15 protein-coding genes are annotated in these 16,919 nt (G+C 59.2%); 10 read left to right on the forward strand and 5 right to left on the reverse strand.

The features are described 5' to 3' along the window. The first annotated feature begins 8 nt into the window (after positions 1-8). Positions 9-455, forward strand: a complete 447-nt coding sequence (locus tag GYM47_RS15375) for a phosphatase domain-containing protein (RefSeq protein ID WP_153843044.1) — start codon at positions 9-11, stop codon at positions 453-455. Here GYM47_RS15375 and GYM47_RS15380 read toward each other — a convergent pair. The 3 genes from GYM47_RS15380 to GYM47_RS15390 form a co-directional block, all read right to left on the reverse strand. Next, on the reverse strand, positions 452-1,615 hold the full coding sequence (locus GYM47_RS15380; protein WP_153843043.1) for an MFS transporter: 1,164 nt from the start codon (positions 1,613-1,615) through the stop codon (positions 452-454). The genes GYM47_RS15375 and GYM47_RS15380 overlap by 4 nt on opposite strands. Beyond that, the gene (locus GYM47_RS15385; protein WP_153843042.1) at positions 1,606-2,610 is read right to left on the reverse strand and encodes a GlxA family transcriptional regulator; all 1,005 of its coding nucleotides are present in this window, start codon (positions 2,608-2,610) and stop codon (positions 1,606-1,608) included. The genes GYM47_RS15380 and GYM47_RS15385 overlap by 10 nt, the downstream gene beginning before the upstream one ends. 113 nt (positions 2,611-2,723) lie before the next feature. Continuing rightward, the gene (locus GYM47_RS15390) at positions 2,724-3,407 is read right to left on the reverse strand and encodes a GntR family transcriptional regulator (protein WP_139525785.1); all 684 of its coding nucleotides are present in this window, start codon (positions 3,405-3,407) and stop codon (positions 2,724-2,726) included. Positions 3,408-3,580: 173 nt separating this feature from the next. Here GYM47_RS15390 and dctP point away from each other — a divergent pair, with 173 nt between their 5' ends. The 5 genes from dctP to GYM47_RS15415 all read left to right on the forward strand — a co-directional run bounded on the left by dctP (position 3,581) and on the right by GYM47_RS15415 (position 9,404). Continuing rightward, the gene (gene dctP / locus GYM47_RS15395) at positions 3,581-4,576 is read left to right on the forward strand and encodes a TRAP transporter substrate-binding protein DctP (protein WP_153843041.1); all 996 of its coding nucleotides are present in this window, start codon (positions 3,581-3,583) and stop codon (positions 4,574-4,576) included. 80 nt (positions 4,577-4,656) lie between these two features. Continuing rightward, positions 4,657-5,178 carry a TRAP transporter small permease subunit gene (locus GYM47_RS15400; protein ID WP_153843040.1) on the forward strand — a complete coding sequence of 174 codons (522 nt, stop codon included), beginning with the start codon at positions 4,657-4,659 and terminating at the stop codon, positions 5,176-5,178. A gap of 2 nt (positions 5,179-5,180) precedes the next feature. Further along, positions 5,181-6,515: a TRAP transporter large permease gene (locus GYM47_RS15405; protein ID WP_139525788.1), complete on the forward strand. Its 1,335-nt coding sequence runs from the start codon at positions 5,181-5,183 to the stop codon at positions 6,513-6,515. 13 nt (positions 6,516-6,528) lie between these two features. Further along, entirely contained in the window at positions 6,529-7,884 is a 1,356-nt protein-coding gene (locus GYM47_RS15410) for a malonyl-CoA decarboxylase (protein WP_139525789.1), read from the forward strand. Continuing rightward, the gene (locus GYM47_RS15415) at positions 7,881-9,404 is read left to right on the forward strand and encodes a malonate--CoA ligase (protein WP_153843039.1); all 1,524 of its coding nucleotides are present in this window, start codon (positions 7,881-7,883) and stop codon (positions 9,402-9,404) included. Before GYM47_RS15410 ends, GYM47_RS15415 begins: the two co-directional genes overlap by 4 nt. A 95-nt stretch (positions 9,405-9,499) precedes the next feature. On the opposite strand, the gene GYM47_RS15420 is transcribed toward GYM47_RS15415, so the two are convergent. Then, the gene (locus GYM47_RS15420; RefSeq protein WP_153843038.1) at positions 9,500-11,098 is read right to left on the reverse strand and encodes a solute:sodium symporter family transporter; all 1,599 of its coding nucleotides are present in this window, start codon (positions 11,096-11,098) and stop codon (positions 9,500-9,502) included. Between the two features lie 302 nt (positions 11,099-11,400). Here GYM47_RS15420 and GYM47_RS15425 point away from each other — a divergent pair, with 302 nt between their 5' ends. The 3 genes from GYM47_RS15425 to GYM47_RS15435 are packed head-to-tail and all read left to right on the forward strand — an operon-like array spanning position 11,401 to position 13,631. Continuing rightward, positions 11,401-11,814 carry a DUF350 domain-containing protein gene (locus GYM47_RS15425; protein ID WP_139525792.1) on the forward strand — a complete coding sequence of 138 codons (414 nt, stop codon included), beginning with the start codon at positions 11,401-11,403 and terminating at the stop codon, positions 11,812-11,814. A 12-nt stretch (positions 11,815-11,826) separates the two neighbouring features. Next, positions 11,827-12,429 carry a DUF1190 domain-containing protein gene (locus GYM47_RS15430; protein WP_153843037.1) on the forward strand — a complete coding sequence of 201 codons (603 nt, stop codon included), beginning with the start codon at positions 11,827-11,829 and terminating at the stop codon, positions 12,427-12,429. Between the two features lie 35 nt (positions 12,430-12,464). Next, a complete protein-coding gene (locus tag GYM47_RS15435) occupies positions 12,465-13,631 on the forward strand; it encodes a glutathionylspermidine synthase family protein (protein ID WP_153843036.1) in 1,167 nt (388 codons plus the stop codon). Between the two features lie 11 nt (positions 13,632-13,642). Here the strand turns inward: GYM47_RS15435 and GYM47_RS15440 are convergent, their stop codons facing one another. After that, positions 13,643-14,599 carry a hypothetical protein gene (locus GYM47_RS15440; protein WP_194928576.1) on the reverse strand — a complete coding sequence of 319 codons (957 nt, stop codon included), beginning with the start codon at positions 14,597-14,599 and terminating at the stop codon, positions 13,643-13,645. Positions 14,600-14,879: 280 nt separating this feature from the next. Between GYM47_RS15440 and GYM47_RS15445 the strand changes: the two genes are divergently transcribed. Then, complete coding sequence (locus GYM47_RS15445; protein WP_153843035.1) at positions 14,880-16,919, forward strand: methyl-accepting chemotaxis protein; 2,040 nt, start codon at positions 14,880-14,882, stop codon at positions 16,917-16,919.

Here is a 16,919-nt window from a genome sequence, read left to right on the forward strand (position 1 = left end):
ATATCTCTATGAACGCAGTCATTGTCGATGTCGACGGCACGCTGGCCGAATTTCATCCTGCCGATGTCCACGAATGGGTACTGGGTCCCGCCAAACAGTGGGATCCCTTTTTCGCCCACATGGCCAACGCGCCGGTCATTGAGCCCGTCGCCCGGCTGGTCAAGCTGCTAAAAGCCCAAGGCCAGCAGATCGTCATTTGCAGCGGCCGCCCCGACAGCCATAGAGCGCACACCCACACATGGCTTACTCGCCATGAAATCCCCTTCGACGCCATGTACCTGCGTCCAGAAGGTGATGACCATGTGGATGACGAAGAGGTGAAAGCGGCGCTACTGAATCAAATGCACCGCGACGGCTTTGCCCCTTGGCTCGTGCTGGACGATCGCGACGCCGTGGTCGCCCAGTGGCGCGCACTCGGGCTGACCTGCCTACAGTGCGCGCCGGGAGACTTTTAAGCATCGGCGAGGCGCGAGCGCCGCTGCCACAGGAGTACCGCCACGGGCACGAGTGAGATAGGCATCAGCACCAGATTGAGCGTTGCCCAGCCTAAACCGCTGACCAGAGGGCCTGCCAACAGGGCAGTGCAAGCAGCGGTGCCAAACACCAAAAATTCGTTGGCCGCCTGGGTGCGCGCTTTGTCCGCCGGGCGGTAACTCTCGGTGAGTAGGCCCGTGGCGGGCAGGAAGGTGAAGTTCCAGCCCAGCCCAAGCAGCACCAGCGCCACGTTGAAACCGGCCAAGCCGAGTTCCCCCTGAGCCACCATCGCGCTGGCCACCAGCAGCAAACACCCCGCGACGATGACTGGCTTGGCGCCGAAGCGAGCGGCCAAGTGGCCGGTAAAGAAGGAGGGCAGAAACATCGCCACGACATGCCACTGAATGGTCATCGAGACATGGTGAAAGTGGTGCCCCGCACTCTCCATGGCCAGCGGCGTGGCGGTCATCGCCAGGTTCATCACCCCGTACCCCACCATCGCGGCACTCACCGCCACGATGAATCCCGGCTGGCGGAGTATCTTACCCAGCGGCAGTGGCGTACCTTCGCTGTGGGTTCGGGATGCGGGCGGTAATCGAGTCACTATCAACACCAGCAGAGCCAGTGAGTAAAGCGCTGCCAATCCGATGAAACTCCCCAAGAACGGCACCTCGCCCAGCTCACGGCTTGCCCTTGCCAGCCACGGCCCGGCAAACGCCGCTAGCACACCGCCTCCCATCACCAACCCAATCGCTCGGTCGCGCAGTGGCGCTGGCGCGGCCTCAACGGCGGCAAAGCGGTAGAGCTGACCAAACCCAATGCCCACGCCGATTAACCAGGTCGCAAATAAAAACAGCCCAAACCGCTCGCCGATCAGCGCCTGCGCGGCCAACAGAGCCCCCACCAGCCCCACGAGGTTGCCCAGCATAAAGCCCCGTTTACGGCCCAACCGCGCCATGATCAGCGAGGCTGGAATGGTCGCGCACATTAGGCCGAGCCATTGCGTCGCCACGGGAGCCGTCGACCATACGGCGCTAGGCGCCAGCGACGCGCCGATCAGCGGCGAGATACCGATCAGTAGCACATTGCCGGTCACCAGTAACGCTTGGCACAGTGACAAGAGAGAGACGGTTACGGGCATGAGCGGTCCTCTTGACTGACAGCGGCTCGGGAAGAGGCAAAGCGTTGGCGATACACCGAGGGGGAGACGCCGTAGTAGCGCTGAAACTGGCGGCGCAGCTGTTCGGCACCACCCAGCCGCCAGCGCTGTGCAAGACGCTCCAGGGAGAGTGGTTCTCGCTCGTTGAGCAGCGCCAACCGGGCTTGTTCCAAGCGTAGCTGCGTCACATACGCGCCCGGCGTGGTGTTTAAATGCCGCTTGAATAGCCGTGTCAGATGACGTGGCGAAACCGCCATCTGTTCGGCCATGCTCTCCAGGTCGACGGCTTCGCTGGGATCGGCATGCAGTCGGTCCAAGAGACGGCGCAGTGGCCCTGCCGACTGCTGACGACGCAATACCTCACTGAACTGGGACTGGCCGCCAGGGCGCTGTAGAAATACCACTAGCTCTCGGGCCACCTGTCCCGCGAGCTCTGCACCATGATCGGCCTCCACCAGCGATAGCGCTAGATCAATGCCGGCGGTCACCCCAGCGCTGGTATACCGGCCATGGCTTTCGATATAGAGCGCATCGGGCTCCACCCACAGCGCCGGGTACTCTTCCGATAATTGCTGGGCATGCCGCCAGTGGGTCGTCACACGGCAGCCGTCCAGCAAGCCAGCCTCAGCCAGTAAGAACGCCCCGGAGCAAATGGAGCCAAGCCGTCTGACGTCGGGGGCTATCTCACACAGCACTTGCTTGACGGCAGCGACGTCTCGCTGCTGCATCACGCCGCTGCCGCCTGACACTAGCAGCGTATCCAACGGCCGTAATTGAGGGAGCTGTTGGTAGGTGTGGGTCGCAAGGACGCCCAAGCCGCTATTGGTCAACACGGGCCCCGTGGCCTCGGCCACGAGCGTCAACTGGTACAGCGGCTGAGGGCTCAGCGCGTTCGCGCTGGCAAAAACCTGCCAAGGGCCGCTGACATCCAGCAGTTGGCAGTCGGGGTAGGCAAGCAGAGCAACATGTCGCGTCACAGACTCTCTCCAATAAGAAAATGGAACTAGAGAGAGTCTCGGCGCTACGCCCTATGTCGGCAATGACCATCACCCCACCGATAAAGACATGACGAGGGTGCTTGGGCTCGGCGTTAGCCCGTACGCTCCATCGGCGCTTCCATACGGCGCACGCTGGCAACGAAGTCGCTGAACCGCTCGCCTTGGATCAGCACGTGGTCGCAGAGCGCCTGCTGGGCCTGGGCTGCGTCGCCCTGCTCGATGGCGTCGACGATCGTCTGGTGTTCATGGAGCGAGTTGTGCATGCGCTGGCGTACCTGGAGCTGTAAACGGCGGTAAGGCTTCAGGCGCTGCTTGAGCTGGCGGGCTTCGCTGGCTAGAAACGTGTTGTGGCTAGCGGTGTAGATACAGTCATGAAACGCTTCGTTCTCGTAATAGTACTCATCCGTGTCGCCCGCCAATGCTGCCGCTTCGCAACGTTGGTGCGCATCCTTGAGCGCCGCAAGTTCAGTGTCGCTGATGCGCCGCGCGGCCAGGCGGCCACACATGCCCTCAAGCTCAGCCATCACTTCGAACATTTCGATGAGCTGATCGATCCCTACCTTAGCGACGAACGTACCCTTCTTTGGCGAGACCGTGACTAGCCCGCTGGCAACCAACTGCTGAAACGCTTCGCGTACCGGCGTGCGCGAGACGTTGAACTCTCGTCCTAGGGCCTCTGGGTCTAGCCGCTCACCAGGAGCACGCCGTCCGTTAATGATGTCATCTTCTAACGAGTCTCTTAGCCGCTGTGCGTTAGAGCGCTTTGTATCCACCATCGAGTACCTCCTTCAATAACGCCGCAGGCGATGACATTAATATGGCATAAATTTGACATTAGCATACATAACCGCTATTGAAATATATATCAGCTCGCCTGATGAACACACAATGCCAATCCAAACACACAACGTTAATCCAAAAACACAACAACAACGGTTGGAGACGCTACATGAAACGCTTTTTACTACCCACCGCTGCGGCCCTCGGTCTCGCCATTGCTGCCTCCCACGCCAGTGCCGGTACCGTACTGCGAGCGTCGCACCAGTTCCCTGGTGGTCAGGGCGATATTCGCGATGAAATGGTGCAAATGATGGCCCGCCACGTTGCCGATGCGGATGTCGGCTTGACCATCGAAGTCTATCCCGGCCAGTCGCTGTTCAAAGCGCGCGAGCAGTGGGGTGCCATCGCCCGGGGCCGCCTGGACATCACCTCGCTGCCGCTGGATTACGCGAGCGGTCGCCACCCGGAATTCTCTGCCACGCTGATGCCGGGGCTAGTACGTAACCAGGCCCACGCCCAGCGGCTGAACGACTCCGAGTACATGACGATGATCAAAGACGTCATCCTCGATGGCGGTGCGCGCGTGCTCGCGGATGCTTGGCTGTCGGGCGGTTTTGCCTCCAGCGAGCAGTGCATCACCTCACCGGAAACGGTCGCAGGGCAGAACATCCGTGCGGCGGGACCTGCGTTCGAAGAGATGCTGGAAGCAGCCGGGGCGTCGATCTCCTCCATGCCTTCATCCGAGGTGTATACCGCCATGCAAACCGGCGTTTTGGACGCCGCCAACACCTCCTCCATGTCGTTCGTCTCTTTCCGTCTGTATGAGCAGGTGGAGTGTCTGACCGAACCCGGCGAGTTTGCCCTTTGGTTCATGTACGAGCCCATCTTGATCTCCGAACAGGTGTGGCAGGGCTTGACCGAAGAGCAGCAGGCCGCGCTGATGGAAGCGGGCGAGGCTGCCGAGATCTACTTCGCAGAAGAGGCGGCTGCCATCGACCAGCAGATGGTCGACGTGTACCGAGAGAATGGCGTCGAGGTGGTCAGCATGAGCGAGGATGACTACAACGCTTGGCTCGAAATTGCCCGCGACACCTCCTACAAAAACTTCGCCGATAACGTTCCCAACGGTCAGGCCATCATCGATGCGGCGCTCGCCGTCGAGTAAGGCGCTTGCTATTTGACCGTGCTGGCCACTCGTTGAGTGGCCACGTTTGTCCGCTGCTTGCTGAGCTTGACGAGGGAACTATGGCAACTTCAACCACTCACCCCCCTGCCCTGCGCAGTGGGGTTCTTGGCGGCTACATCCGCCTGATGGATACGCTATCGCGCGTGTCGGCTTACTTGGCCTGCGCCATGTTCGTGGCGGGCGTTTTGGTGATCTGCCAAATGGTGTTCATTCGCTACGTGTTGGGCATGAGCACGAGCTGGCAGACGGAATTCACGATTTTTTCGGTGACTGGCGCCATGCTGATGGGCAGCCCGTATGTCCTGATGACTGGCGGCCATGTGGCGATCACCATCGTGCCGGATGCCCTTGGCGGCCTGGCGCAAAAAGCCATGCGTTTGGTGGCATCGCTGTTTGGCTTGCTGTTTTGCGCGGCGCTGGCCTACGCCTCTTGGGTGTACGTGTTCGAAGCGCTGCACGGCGAGTGGACCACCGGCTCGGTGTGGAACCCGCCACTGTGGCCTGCTCTTCTGCCCATGGCCGTGGGAGCCACGCTGCTCTCGCTACAGTACGTGGCTGAAATCATGCGCGGGGAGGGCTGACCATGGATCCCATTACACTAGGCATCATCGTCGCCGTCGGTTTGATCGTACTGATGGCGATTGGCACCCCCATTGCGTTCGCGTTGGGCGGCGTGTCGCTGCTGGCGCTGCTCTACGACCGGGGATTGCCGGAACTCACCTACTTTGGCGAAACGTTTTTTGATCGCATCGCCGAGTTTGGCTTCGTGGCGATCCCGATGTTCATTCTGATGGGCGCAGCAGTGGCTTCCTCTCCAACCGGGCGCGATCTTTACCGCTCGCTCGACCTATGGATGGGTCGTCTGCCTGGAGGCCTTGCCGTCTCCAATATCGGGGCCTGCTCCATTTTCGCCGCGCTCTCGGGCTCTTCCCCGGCCACCTGCGCCGCCATTGGTAAAATGGGCATCCCTGAAATGCGCACTCGTGGCTACCCCGACGGCGTGGCGGCGGGCTGTATTGCAGCAGGCGGCACATTGGGGATTTTGATTCCCCCCTCGGTCACCATGATCATCTATGGCATCTCGACCGAAACCTCGATTGGCCGCCTGTTCATTGCCGGGGTAGTGCCCGGCTTCATGCTCGCCGGCCTGTTCATGATCTGGACCATGATAGCCTGCAAGCTGGCCGGGGGTTACAACAACCCGCTGGCGGCCTCTGCTGAAAAACTGAAAGAGAACATCAAACAGAACGTCGATAGCAACATGAAGGCGCTCGTACGAGTGCTGCCCTTCTTAGGCGTCGTCGCGGGTATTCTGTTCGCCCTTTACGGAGGCGTGGCAACACCCTCGGAAGCCGCAGGTGTCGGCGCATTCCTCTGTTTGGCGTTGGCGATTTTGATTTATCGGATGTGGCAGCTTGGCCCCATCAAGCTAATCATGCGCGACTCGCTGCGGGAAAGCGTGATGATCATGCTAGTGATTGCCACTGCCGAAGTATTCGCTTACGCGCTTTCGTCGATGTTCATTACCCAGACCGTAGCGGCCGCCATTGCCGATTTAGAGGTGAATCGCTGGGTACTGATGGGCGTCATCAACTTGTTTTTGTTGGTGGCAGGTTTCTTTTTGCCGCCCGTGGCCGTGATCGTGATGACCGCGCCGATCCTGCTACCGATCATTTTGGCGGCCGATTTCGACCCCTATTGGTTCGCGGTGATTCTGACCATCAATTTGGAAATCGGCCTGATCACACCGCCGGTGGGGCTCAACCTGTTCATCATCAAAGGTATCGCACCCGATATCTCGCTGCGGGATATTTTGATGGGCAGCCTACCCTACGCACTGTGCATGGTGTTGGGCATTCTGCTTCTCTGCCTATTCCCAGGTATTGCGCTATGGCTACCCAACCTGATCATGGGTTAACGGGGGACGCATCGTGAACATGACTTTTCTCCAAGAGATGTTTAACAGCATCACCCAGCGCGACGCGCTGTTACGGCGAAAACATCCAGAAACACTGACGCCCGACCATCATCAACTGGTCAAAGCCTGCCAAGCGCTGCTGGCCAGTGACGGCGAGGCCTCCAGCATCGCGCTGGCCAGCCGCGCACTGGCCTTGTACCAGCGGCTCTCGGAAGGGGAAAAGCGCGCGTTTTTTAAGCGCCTGGCCGACGACTTTGCCGCTGAACCCAAGCAGATCGATAGCGCCTACCAAGCCTATCAACAGGCCCGCGACAACCACACGCTTCAAGCGCTGTTCGAGGCTTGCGAGCCGCGCCGCCAGGAGCTATTTAGGCGCTTGAACCTCGCCACCGACGGCACCTATGACCTGGTCAAAATGCGCGAAGATCTGCTGCAACTGCTGCGCGAGGAGCCTGACTTAGCGCCTATCGACGATGATTTTGCGCACCTGTTTGGCTCCTGGTTCAATCGCGGCTTTTTAATGCTCAAGCGAATCGACTGGAATACCCCAGCGTCCATTCTGGAAAAAATCATCCGCTATGAAGCCGTGCATGAGATTCAGGACTGGAACGATCTGCGGCGGCGACTGGATGCCCGAGACCGCCGCTGCTTCGCATTTTTTCACCCCGCGATTGGCGACGAGCCGCTCATTTTTGTGGAAGTAGCGCTGCACAAAGGATTGCCCAGCCGCATACAGCCGATTTTGGCAGGGGAAGAGGATGGCTTGGCGGACCCCGATGATGCCGATACCGCCGCCTTCTTTGGTATCAGCAACTGCCAAACCGGGCTCCGCGGCATTTCGTTTGGCAACTTCCTCATCAAACAAGTCGTGCAGGAATTGAGTCAGGAGCTCCCCCAGCTCAAGCACTTCGTTACCCTCTCCCCGGTGCCCGGCTTCGCCCAGTGGCTGGCCGAACAGCAGCAGGAAGATCAGTGGCCCGAGCCTATCCGCGAGGCGCTCGACGCGTTGGAGACGCCCAACTGGCAGCAGGATAAAGCCCGCGAAGAGCGCCTCAAAACCGCCATTCGCCCCCTCGCGGCCCACTATCTGGTCGATCAGAAGAATCGTCACGGCCTGCCGCTGAACCCAGTGGCGCGTTTCCACCTGGGCAACGGTGCCGAGTTGCATCGCATCAACTGGCTGGGCGATGTCTCGACCAAGGGAATGAAACAAGCGGCAGGGCTGATGGTGAACTACCTCTACGTGCTCGACGATATCGAGCGCAATCATGAAAACTATACCGCAAAGGCCACCGTTGCCTGTTCGAGCGAGGTGCGCGACCTCGCTCGCCGCGCCCGCAAGCTGGCCAAGGGAGAGACCACCAAATGAACCACAACTTATTCGATACCTTTGCCGCGCGCATGCGCGAGCGTGGCAACGCCCCCTTTATCACCACCCGCGAGGGCCGCTACTACAGTTACCAAGACGCGCTGAATGAAAGTGCCCAGCTTGCCGGAGCGCTGACCTCGCTAGGCGTGAACGTAGGCGACCGCGTGGCGGTGCAGGTGGATAAAAGTCCGGAAGCCATTTTGCTCTACCTCGCCTGCCTGCGCATTGGGGGCGTCTATTTACCGCTCAATACCGGCTATACCGGCGATGAAATCCGCTATTTTTTGAACGATGCCGAGCCCGCCCTGTTCGTCTGCAGGCCCGCCGATATCGACACCGCCCGTACCATAGCCCGCGATACCGGCTGCCCGGCGGTCGAAACCTTGGGCACCGATGCCGATGGCAGCTTGATGGAGAAAGCGCAGCAAAGTGCCCCCCGAGACGACATCGTCACGCTGGGCGAACGGGATTTAGCGGCGATTCTATACACCTCGGGCACTACCGGGCGCTCGAAAGGCGCCATGCTGACCCACCGCAACCTCTCCTCGAACGCTGAAACGCTGGTCTCGTCCTGGCACTTTAGCGCCGACGATCGGCTGATCCACGCGCTGCCTATTTTTCATACCCACGGCCTGTTCGTGGCGTGCAACGTCACGCTGATGGCCGGGGCCAGTATGTGTTTTTTGCCCAAATTCGATGCGGATGTCATTTTCGACGAACTGCCCAAAGGCAGCGTGATGATGGGGGTCCCCACGTTCTATACCCGCTTGGTTCAAGACCCACGCCTCACCCCCGAAGTGACCGCCCAGATGCGCCTGTTCGTGTCGGGTTCGGCGCCGCTCACCGCGGAAACCCACGAAGCGTTCGAAGCCAAAACCGGCCACGCCATTCTCGAACGCTACGGCATGACCGAAACCAATATGAATATTTCTAACCCCTACACCGGCGCACGCCGAGCGGGCACCGTCGGCATGCCGCTGCCGGGGGTCGAGATGCGTATTACCAGCCGGGAAACCGGCGAAGAGGTGCCACAGGGTGAGATCGGTATGCTGCAAATTCGCGGCGCGAACGTGTTCATTGGTTACTGGCGCATGCCAGAAAAGACCCGTGAAGAGCTTTTGGAGGATGGCTTTTTCATCACTGGCGATCTCGCCATGGTCGATGAGCAGGGCTACGTGCACATTGTGGGCCGAGATAAAGACTTGGTGATCTCCGGCGGGTATAACGTCTACCCCAAAGAGGTCGAGCAGGTGATCGATGAGCTGCCGCAAGTGGCCGAGTCTGCCGTAATTGGCCTGCCCCACCCCGACTTCGGCGAAGGCGTCACCGCCGTGGTGGTGCCCCAGCCAGGCGAGCAGGTGGATGAAGCCGCCATTCTGGATCATCTCGCCGGGCGGCTGGCCAAATACAAACAGCCAAAGCGGGTCTTTTTCGTCGATTCGCTGCCGCGCAACACCATGGGTAAGGTACAAAAGAACGAGCTACGCAAGCGCTTCGACACCACCTACCACGCCGCTTAGCCGATTCTTTAAAATGGCCCACCAAAAACACCCACGCCCCGCAGTGCGGGGCGTGGGTGTTTTTTCTTGAACGCTACTTTCAAATGTTGGCGTGATCAGCCGCCTGCAAAGGAGGCGTACATGATCACCACCAGGATCACCAGTACGATACCGGTGGGCACCGCGCCTTTCCACGGTGTGAGATCGACGTCGCCGGAGTCTTCCTGCACCCAGTCCGTGGCACGAGGGCGCAGCTTACCGATCACCAGCATCACCGCCACCAGCAGCACGAACACCGCCGCGACGAAGTGGAATTCGTGCATTACCATCGGCAGCTTGTTGAACGGCGGCACGAAGTAGCCTGCGGCAATCAGCAAACAGCCCCCGACCAGCGCGACTTTTGCAGCCATCGGCGGAACGCGCTTGGTCAGCAGGCCAACTAGCACCACGGCAAGAATGGGGATGAAGTAGATTGCGTTCATTTTCTGCAGGTAGCCAAACAGGCTCTCCTGGCCCGCCAGCAGCGGCGCAATGATCATGGTGGTAATCGCCATGATCCAGCCAAACACCTTGCCGGATTTCACCACCTGCTCTTCCGTGGCGTCCTTTTTCAGCACGCCTTTGTAGATCCCCAGGCTGAAGATCGTCGTGGTGCTGTTCAGCGCGGAGTTAAACGAGGAGAGAATCGCCCCGACCATCACCGCCGCAAAGAAGCCGGTCAGGTAAGGCGGCAACACGTTGAAGACCAAGTGGCCGTAAGCCTCGTCCGCGCGAATACCCTGGTCGGCATACAAGTGGTAGGCGATGATGCCGGGCATCACCAGATACAGCGGCCCCAACAGCTTGAAAAAGCCGGTCAGCAGCACCCCTTTTTGACCTTCTGCCAGGTTCTTCGCGGCAAAGGTGCGCTGAATGATCTGCTGGTTGGTGGTCCAGTAGAAAAGGTGAAGCAACAGCACGCCGGTAAAAATGGTCGAGAACGGCACCTGCTGATCCGGCCCGCCGAGGGAGTTGAACTTGCTAGGATCACTCTCTTTTAGAATGCTCCAGCCCTCCATCACACCACTGCCACCGCTGACCGCTTGTAAGCCGAAGTAAACGATGATGAAACCGCCAATCAGCAGGCCGACACCGTTCAAGGTGTCAGAAACGGCAACGGTGCGCAGGCCGCCAAACAGCGCGTAGACCGCGCCAATCAGCCCCACCGCCCATACCGTCGCCCAGAGCAGCACCGTGCTGGAGCCAATGCCGGTCAAGCCCTGTAAATCCAGCATGCCCTGAAGACCAATGGCACCGGAATAAAGAATGATCGGCAGTAGCACCACCGCGTACGCAATCAGGAAAATGACGTTGGCAATCAGCTGTGTGCCCGTGTCAAAACGAATCGCCAACAGCTGCGGCAGCGTGGCAATACCGCTTTTCAAAAAGCGCGGCAGGAAGAACAGCGCCAATGCCACCAACGCAATGACGGCGATCACTTCCCAGGCCATGACGCTCAAGCCGTCGGTGAAGGCCGAACCGTTCAGCCCCACCATCTGCTCGGTGGAGAGGTTGGTCATCAGCATGGACGCTGCAATCAGTGGAAACGTCAGCGTTCGGCCTGCCAGAAAATAACCACTGGTGCTGCGATGATCGTCACGCCGTGTGATGCGCCACGTGACAAAGGCCACCAGGCCCGTAAAAAACAGAAACGATGCCAGGGTTAGGGCATGCATGGGGGAAAGTCCTTCGGTGCGGTCGCGTCTGAAGCGGTGCCCAACACGGGCACGAAGAGCGGTATCAAGCGATACGACACGGTGAATTTAGGTAAAAATACCAAGCATCGCGGGATTCTAAGCGGGTGACACGTTTCATCTATTAGCCTTTAGTATTAAGAAATTGTCATAAAGACGTTTTTTAACCACGTATAGCGTCGACAACGAAAGAGGGGCGGTAATGCCCGCGCCTCCGCTAAGCTATGTCACAATGTCGGCTGTTGATTGACCGCACGTCATTAACCACAAGGATGCTCATCGCCATGCTGCACTATTTACAAGGACTCCCCTCTTTCTTTGCCTACCTGCTCGGCGCGCTCGCGCTGCTGGTGGCGTTTATGTATTGCTATAGTCGCCTGACCCCTCACCATGAGTGGGCGCTGATTCGAGCAGGCAATGCGGCGGCGGCCACCGCCTATGGCGGCTCTATCCTGGGTTTTACCCTCCCGCTCTACAGCGCCATGGCCCACTCGATTAGCTATCTCGACTTCATACTGTGGGGCGTGGTGGCGTTCGGCGTGCAGATCGCCACCTTCTTTGGCCTGAAACTGTTTCTGCGTCGTCAGGGCGAGAGTTTGTCTCAGCACATCACCGAAGGCCACCAGGCCTACGGCACGCTGGTCGGCAGCATCTCGATTGCCGTGGGCCTGATCAACGCGGCTTCAATGACCTGGTAACGGAGCGCTCTCATGGAAAAGCAGACCCAACCTACCCACCTGCCCCGCCGTAAGCGCAGCGCGCGCCTCTCGCTGGCGATGATGGGCGCGAGCGCCTTCGGTTTGACCGCCTGCACCCAGCCCGCCGAAGATGAGCATTTGACCGACGTGCGCTTCGACGAGCCTAGAAGCTATCAGGGCGTCAAGGAGTGCGTGGCCGCCAACGTCTACACCCGCAGCGCCTGCGAAGACGCCTACGAGGCCTCGTTGGCGTCCGTCCCCCGCTTCGATACTCTGGAAGCCTGCGAAGCCGAACACGGCGAGGGCGCCTGCGCAGCCCCCACCGACGAACAGGCCCAGGCCGCGGGCGGCGGCAGTTGGTTCATGCCTGCCATGATGGGCTATATGGTCGGTAATATGCTGGCGAATACCAGCCGAGGGCGCTCGTTCGAGCGCGTGTATCAAGAGCCGGTCTACCGTAACCGCCAAAACCAGGGCAACTGGAATGCTGCGGCCAGCCAGGCGACGCAACGGGTCAATCAGCGCAACGAGGCCCTGCGCAGCTCGGTGGTGCAAAACCGCCAAGCCACGACCCGTCGCGGTTTGGGCACACGATCGGCCTCTTGGGGTTCCTAGCATTTTGGGGTATTGACCACCGTTTGGGAGCCACCATGCTGCGCATCAACGTCTCTGAACGACCGCAATGGAAAGCCCTGGCCAAAGAGCTGGGGTTTCATTTTCACACCATCGATGGCGAGCCCTATTGGAAAGAGGACGCCTACTACCAGTTCACCCTGGCACAGGTGGAGAGAGAGATCGAAGCACCCACCGAAGCCCTTCACGAGATGTGCATGGCGCTAGTGGATAAGGTGTGTCACTCCAATGCCTTGATGCAGCGTCTCGCGATTCCTGAGCACATGTGGGACATCATCCACCACTCCTGGCGAAGCGGACAGCCGCCGCTCTATGGGCGTATGGATTTTGCCTATTCAGGCGACGGCCCTGCGAAGCTCTTGGAGCTCAATTACGATACGCCCACCTCGCTGTATGAAGCGGGCTTTTTCCAGTGGGTGTGGTTGGAACAAGCCATCGAGCAAGACATCCTGCCCCGCCATGCCGACCAGTACAACTCGATACAAGAGCGTCTGCTCAACGCCATGGCGCATCTTGGCGATCGTCTTCCGAATCGTACGCTCTACTTCTCTTGCGTCAAAGGCAGCGACGAAGAACGAGCCACCGTTCACTACTTGCAAGACATCGCCGTACAAGCGGGCTTGCAGGCGCCGTTCATTTACATCGAAGACATCGGCGTAGCGCCGGGAGTCGAGCACTTCGTCGATTTGGACGACCAGCCGATTGCCGCGCTGTTCAAGCTATACCCGTGGGAGGAGATGGCGGTAGAAGCCTTTGGTGAGGCCGTCACGCAGCTCAACACCCACTGGTTCGAGCCACCCTGGAAAGCCGTTCTTTCCAATAAAGGAATTCTGCCGCTGTTGTGGGAAGAGTACGAAGGGCACCCCAACCTGCTACCGGCCTATTTCGAGAAGGATAGTCACTCGGCGCTAGCACCCGGCTGGGTGCGCAAGCCATTCTTTTCGCGGGAAGGAAGCAACGTCAGCCTAGTTACGCCGGGCGGGCAAGCGGAGAGCGTGAGCGGCCCTTACACCGATAGCCCATGGATTCGTCAGGCCTATCAGCCGCTGCCTCGCTTTGGCGATAAACACGCACTCATCGGTAGCTGGGTGGTGGGCGACCGCGCTTGTGGCATGGGTATTCGCGAAGACGTGGGACGTATCACCAAGGATACGTCGTGCTTCGTTCCCCACGCAATCGTATGACGGAGGGCAGCCTAGGCGGCGTTCGCCCCCGAGCTATCGCTGTGCTGCGACAACCGCCAAACAGGGGACATACTCGCAGCTTGCTCCTCTGCCAAGACCAAGCGCTCGGTCTTCGGCTCGGCTAGGCCGGGTAAGAAGTGGCGAGCTCCCACCCAGCGCAACGGCTCGGCTAGCTGTACCTCTTCAGGCATTCCGCCCTTCATCATTCTCAAGAGATAGTCATCGCTCTCGGTTGGGTGCCAGTGGGTCAGTAACTCAAAGGGCGCTTGAGGCGAACGACGTGCGGCCAGCACACCCAAACCGGGCTGGCAGTGCAGTTCGATGATGTGCGCAACGCCTTTCGCCAGTAGCGCACGGTAGGTGTGCTTATCCAATGTCGAGGTCGAGACGGCCGTGATGTTCATGGGCAGTGAGGGAAGCCGCTGCGCCAATTGACACCAGCGGTCTGCACTGGTCACCATGATGTCACCCGCATTGAGTTCCCAAAGCGCGTTGGCATGATCAAAGAGAGAGCGCGACGACCAGCCCGCCAGCTGCGGAAGCAGCGCACCGAGCATAAAACCTGCGGCCGTCTGTGCCGATAGCCAACTCACCACGCTACGAACTGGCTGCCCGTCCTGATCAAACAACGTCGCGAGCGCCTCTGCTTCTTGCAGCAGCGACGCCGCACTGTAGCGATGCTGACGTTGGAGTCGATGGCTGAACGCGCCGCCGATGTCGCTATCGAATAACTGTAAGTGGGTAATGTCACCACGCTCGTTCAACGCGTCTGCCCACTCATCCACGGTAATAGAAGAATCAGAAAGTACGTCGGCGTCCGTCAGGCCAAAGCGACGTTTGACCGAATCGACCAGGCTTTCTCGCTCGGGGGTCCCCGCGGCAGGCAGCATATCGCTTTGCGGGTTGCCGTAGCGCGCCAACATACTTCGCAACACGGCAATCAGAGTGGGTGAGGTCAGTGACAACATGATGCTTCCTTAGCAAATCGTCGTTCCATTAGGTTGCCAGATTACTCACATGTATCACTTTTGTCAAAGTATTAACTTATATCAAGCTTGCTAGCTAATACTTGTATAAATAAGCCGGACCTGAAGGCCAATCGTTGGTAGAAATAGTCGATGCTCTTGCCAAACGCCGCTGAAATCGTTGCTATCATGCCAAAGGGTATGAGGCGACTCAGCAATGAACAATGCTGATGCCTCATGCCTTTCGTTAAGCGTTTTCGTCCCACTTGGAGCAACCGCGATAATGACAGCGCGCTGGAAAACCCTGCCATTACGGCTACGTCTGTTTATCTCCTTCGGCACGGTGTTGGCCATTGCCATGTTTCTAGCGCTCTACCTGCAGGCGCGGGCACACGGCCAAGCTCGTCTGGATAACCTGCTGAACGTCGAGTTACCTGCCCAGGTTGAAGAGCTAGCCACACGCATCAACCTCCGCTTGAGTCCAGCGTTGGCGTTGTCTGAAAGTCTAGCCAACAGTTACTTCATCGAGCAGTGGGTTGCCGACGGGCTGCCAGCCATCCAACAACCGGACATCGAGCGCTACCTGTCACGCCTCATGAACCAATTGGACACCGAGCTGCTCTTTATCGCCGCTCAAACACAAGGGCGCGGCGTCTACTTCCAGTACCGTGACGGCAACTTCATGCAGCGTCCGCTCCAGCGTCCCGGTGGCGACGACGACTGGTACTATCAGTTCACCGACAGTGACGCTCCGTACAACTTAAATTTAGACAGCGACACCTTCTCCCCAGAGGAGGCCTTCGTCTTTTTGAACTTCCGCAGCAGCGCGACCGCTACCAATGGCCGTCCCAGCGTTGTCGCTGGCGCGGGGCTCGACCTATCGCGCATGGCCCAGCTCATCCGTGACTATCGTCTGGGCGACACCGGTCGAGCGTCGATCTTGAGTGCCGAAGGCGCCTTCATGGTCACCAGTAATGAAACCAATATCTCGGCACTTCAACCCCAGGAAACCGATACGCTACTGCGCCAGGATAATGACATTCGCGTCAGTGAAATCGAGCGCAATGGCCACCCCTATTTCGTCACCACCCGCTGGCTGCCAGAGTTACAGCGCTATCTCATGGTCGAGGTCTCCAAAGAAGAGTACACCAGCAGCATTCGCCAGCGCTTTTTGAGCTCGGTTGAACTTGGCCTACTGCTTCTCGTCGCCGGACTGCTGCTGCTTTACCCCTTGACGGGCAGTCTCATTCGCCCGCTCGATCGCTTTCAGCGCCAGCTCAAAGAGATTACCCATAGTCTGGACCTTTCCCGCCGAGTGGAAACCGACGACCGCGCCGAACTGGGCGACTTGGCCGACCAAACCAATCAGCTATTGGAGCGTCTCTCCCGCGCGATTGCGGCGGTGTCGTCCAACGCGCTAGCGCTCAATCAAGTAGCCGACCGCTTGGCACAGACGGCCGGGCTCTCCGGCATACAGGGCGGCGACATACAACATGAAGCCAACCAGACCATGGCTGCTGCGGTCGAGGAGATGGCCTCTTCGGTTGCCGAAATCACCTCCACCATGGAAGAACTCTCCACGTCTTCCACGCAAATTGCCGATCACTCGCAGTCCGTGGTGGACGTGGCGAACCAAACCCTTGAACGCAGCCGCAAGGGCAGTACCGCCATGCAGCTGCTTCAGGCCAAAATGCAGGATATTAGAAGCGACAGTGAGCAGAGCCTCGCGGAAATCATGACGCTGGGCGCGAAGTCCAAACAGATCAGTAAAGTAATGGAGCTGATCAATACACTGGCTGCTCAGACCAAACTGATCGCTTTCAACGCCGCACTCGAAGCGTCCAGCGCAGGGGAGTCCGGCCGTCGCTTTTCCGTGGTCGCCAATGAGATACGCCGCTTGGCCGATAGCGTGACCGACTCCACTCAAGAGATCGAGGGACACACCGACGATATCCAGCAAGCGATCAATCGCTTGGTCGTGGCCTCAGAAAAGGGCGCGACATCGATCGAACAGGGCGTCGAGGCCAGCCAAAGCACCGCGCAAGACCTGGAAGCGCTGCTCAAAGCCGCTAGCCAAACGAGCAGCGCCGCGCAGCAAATTTCGCTCTCGACCCAACAGCAGAAAACCGCCAGCAGTCAGGTGGTGATTGCCCTACGAGACATCGACACGGCCAGCGCTCGCAATGCCCACTCCGTGCGCAGCATCACGGAGATCAGCCAGGACATGGTACAGATGTCTGCCGAGCTGAACGCGCTCGTTCAGGAGTTCACTCTCGATGAGCAGAGCGCCAAACCGAACGACGATAAGCCACGTCCTTCCTGA

The organism is Vreelandella piezotolerans (assembly GCF_012427705.1).
Lineage (GTDB): Bacteria > Pseudomonadota > Gammaproteobacteria > Pseudomonadales > Halomonadaceae > Vreelandella > Vreelandella piezotolerans.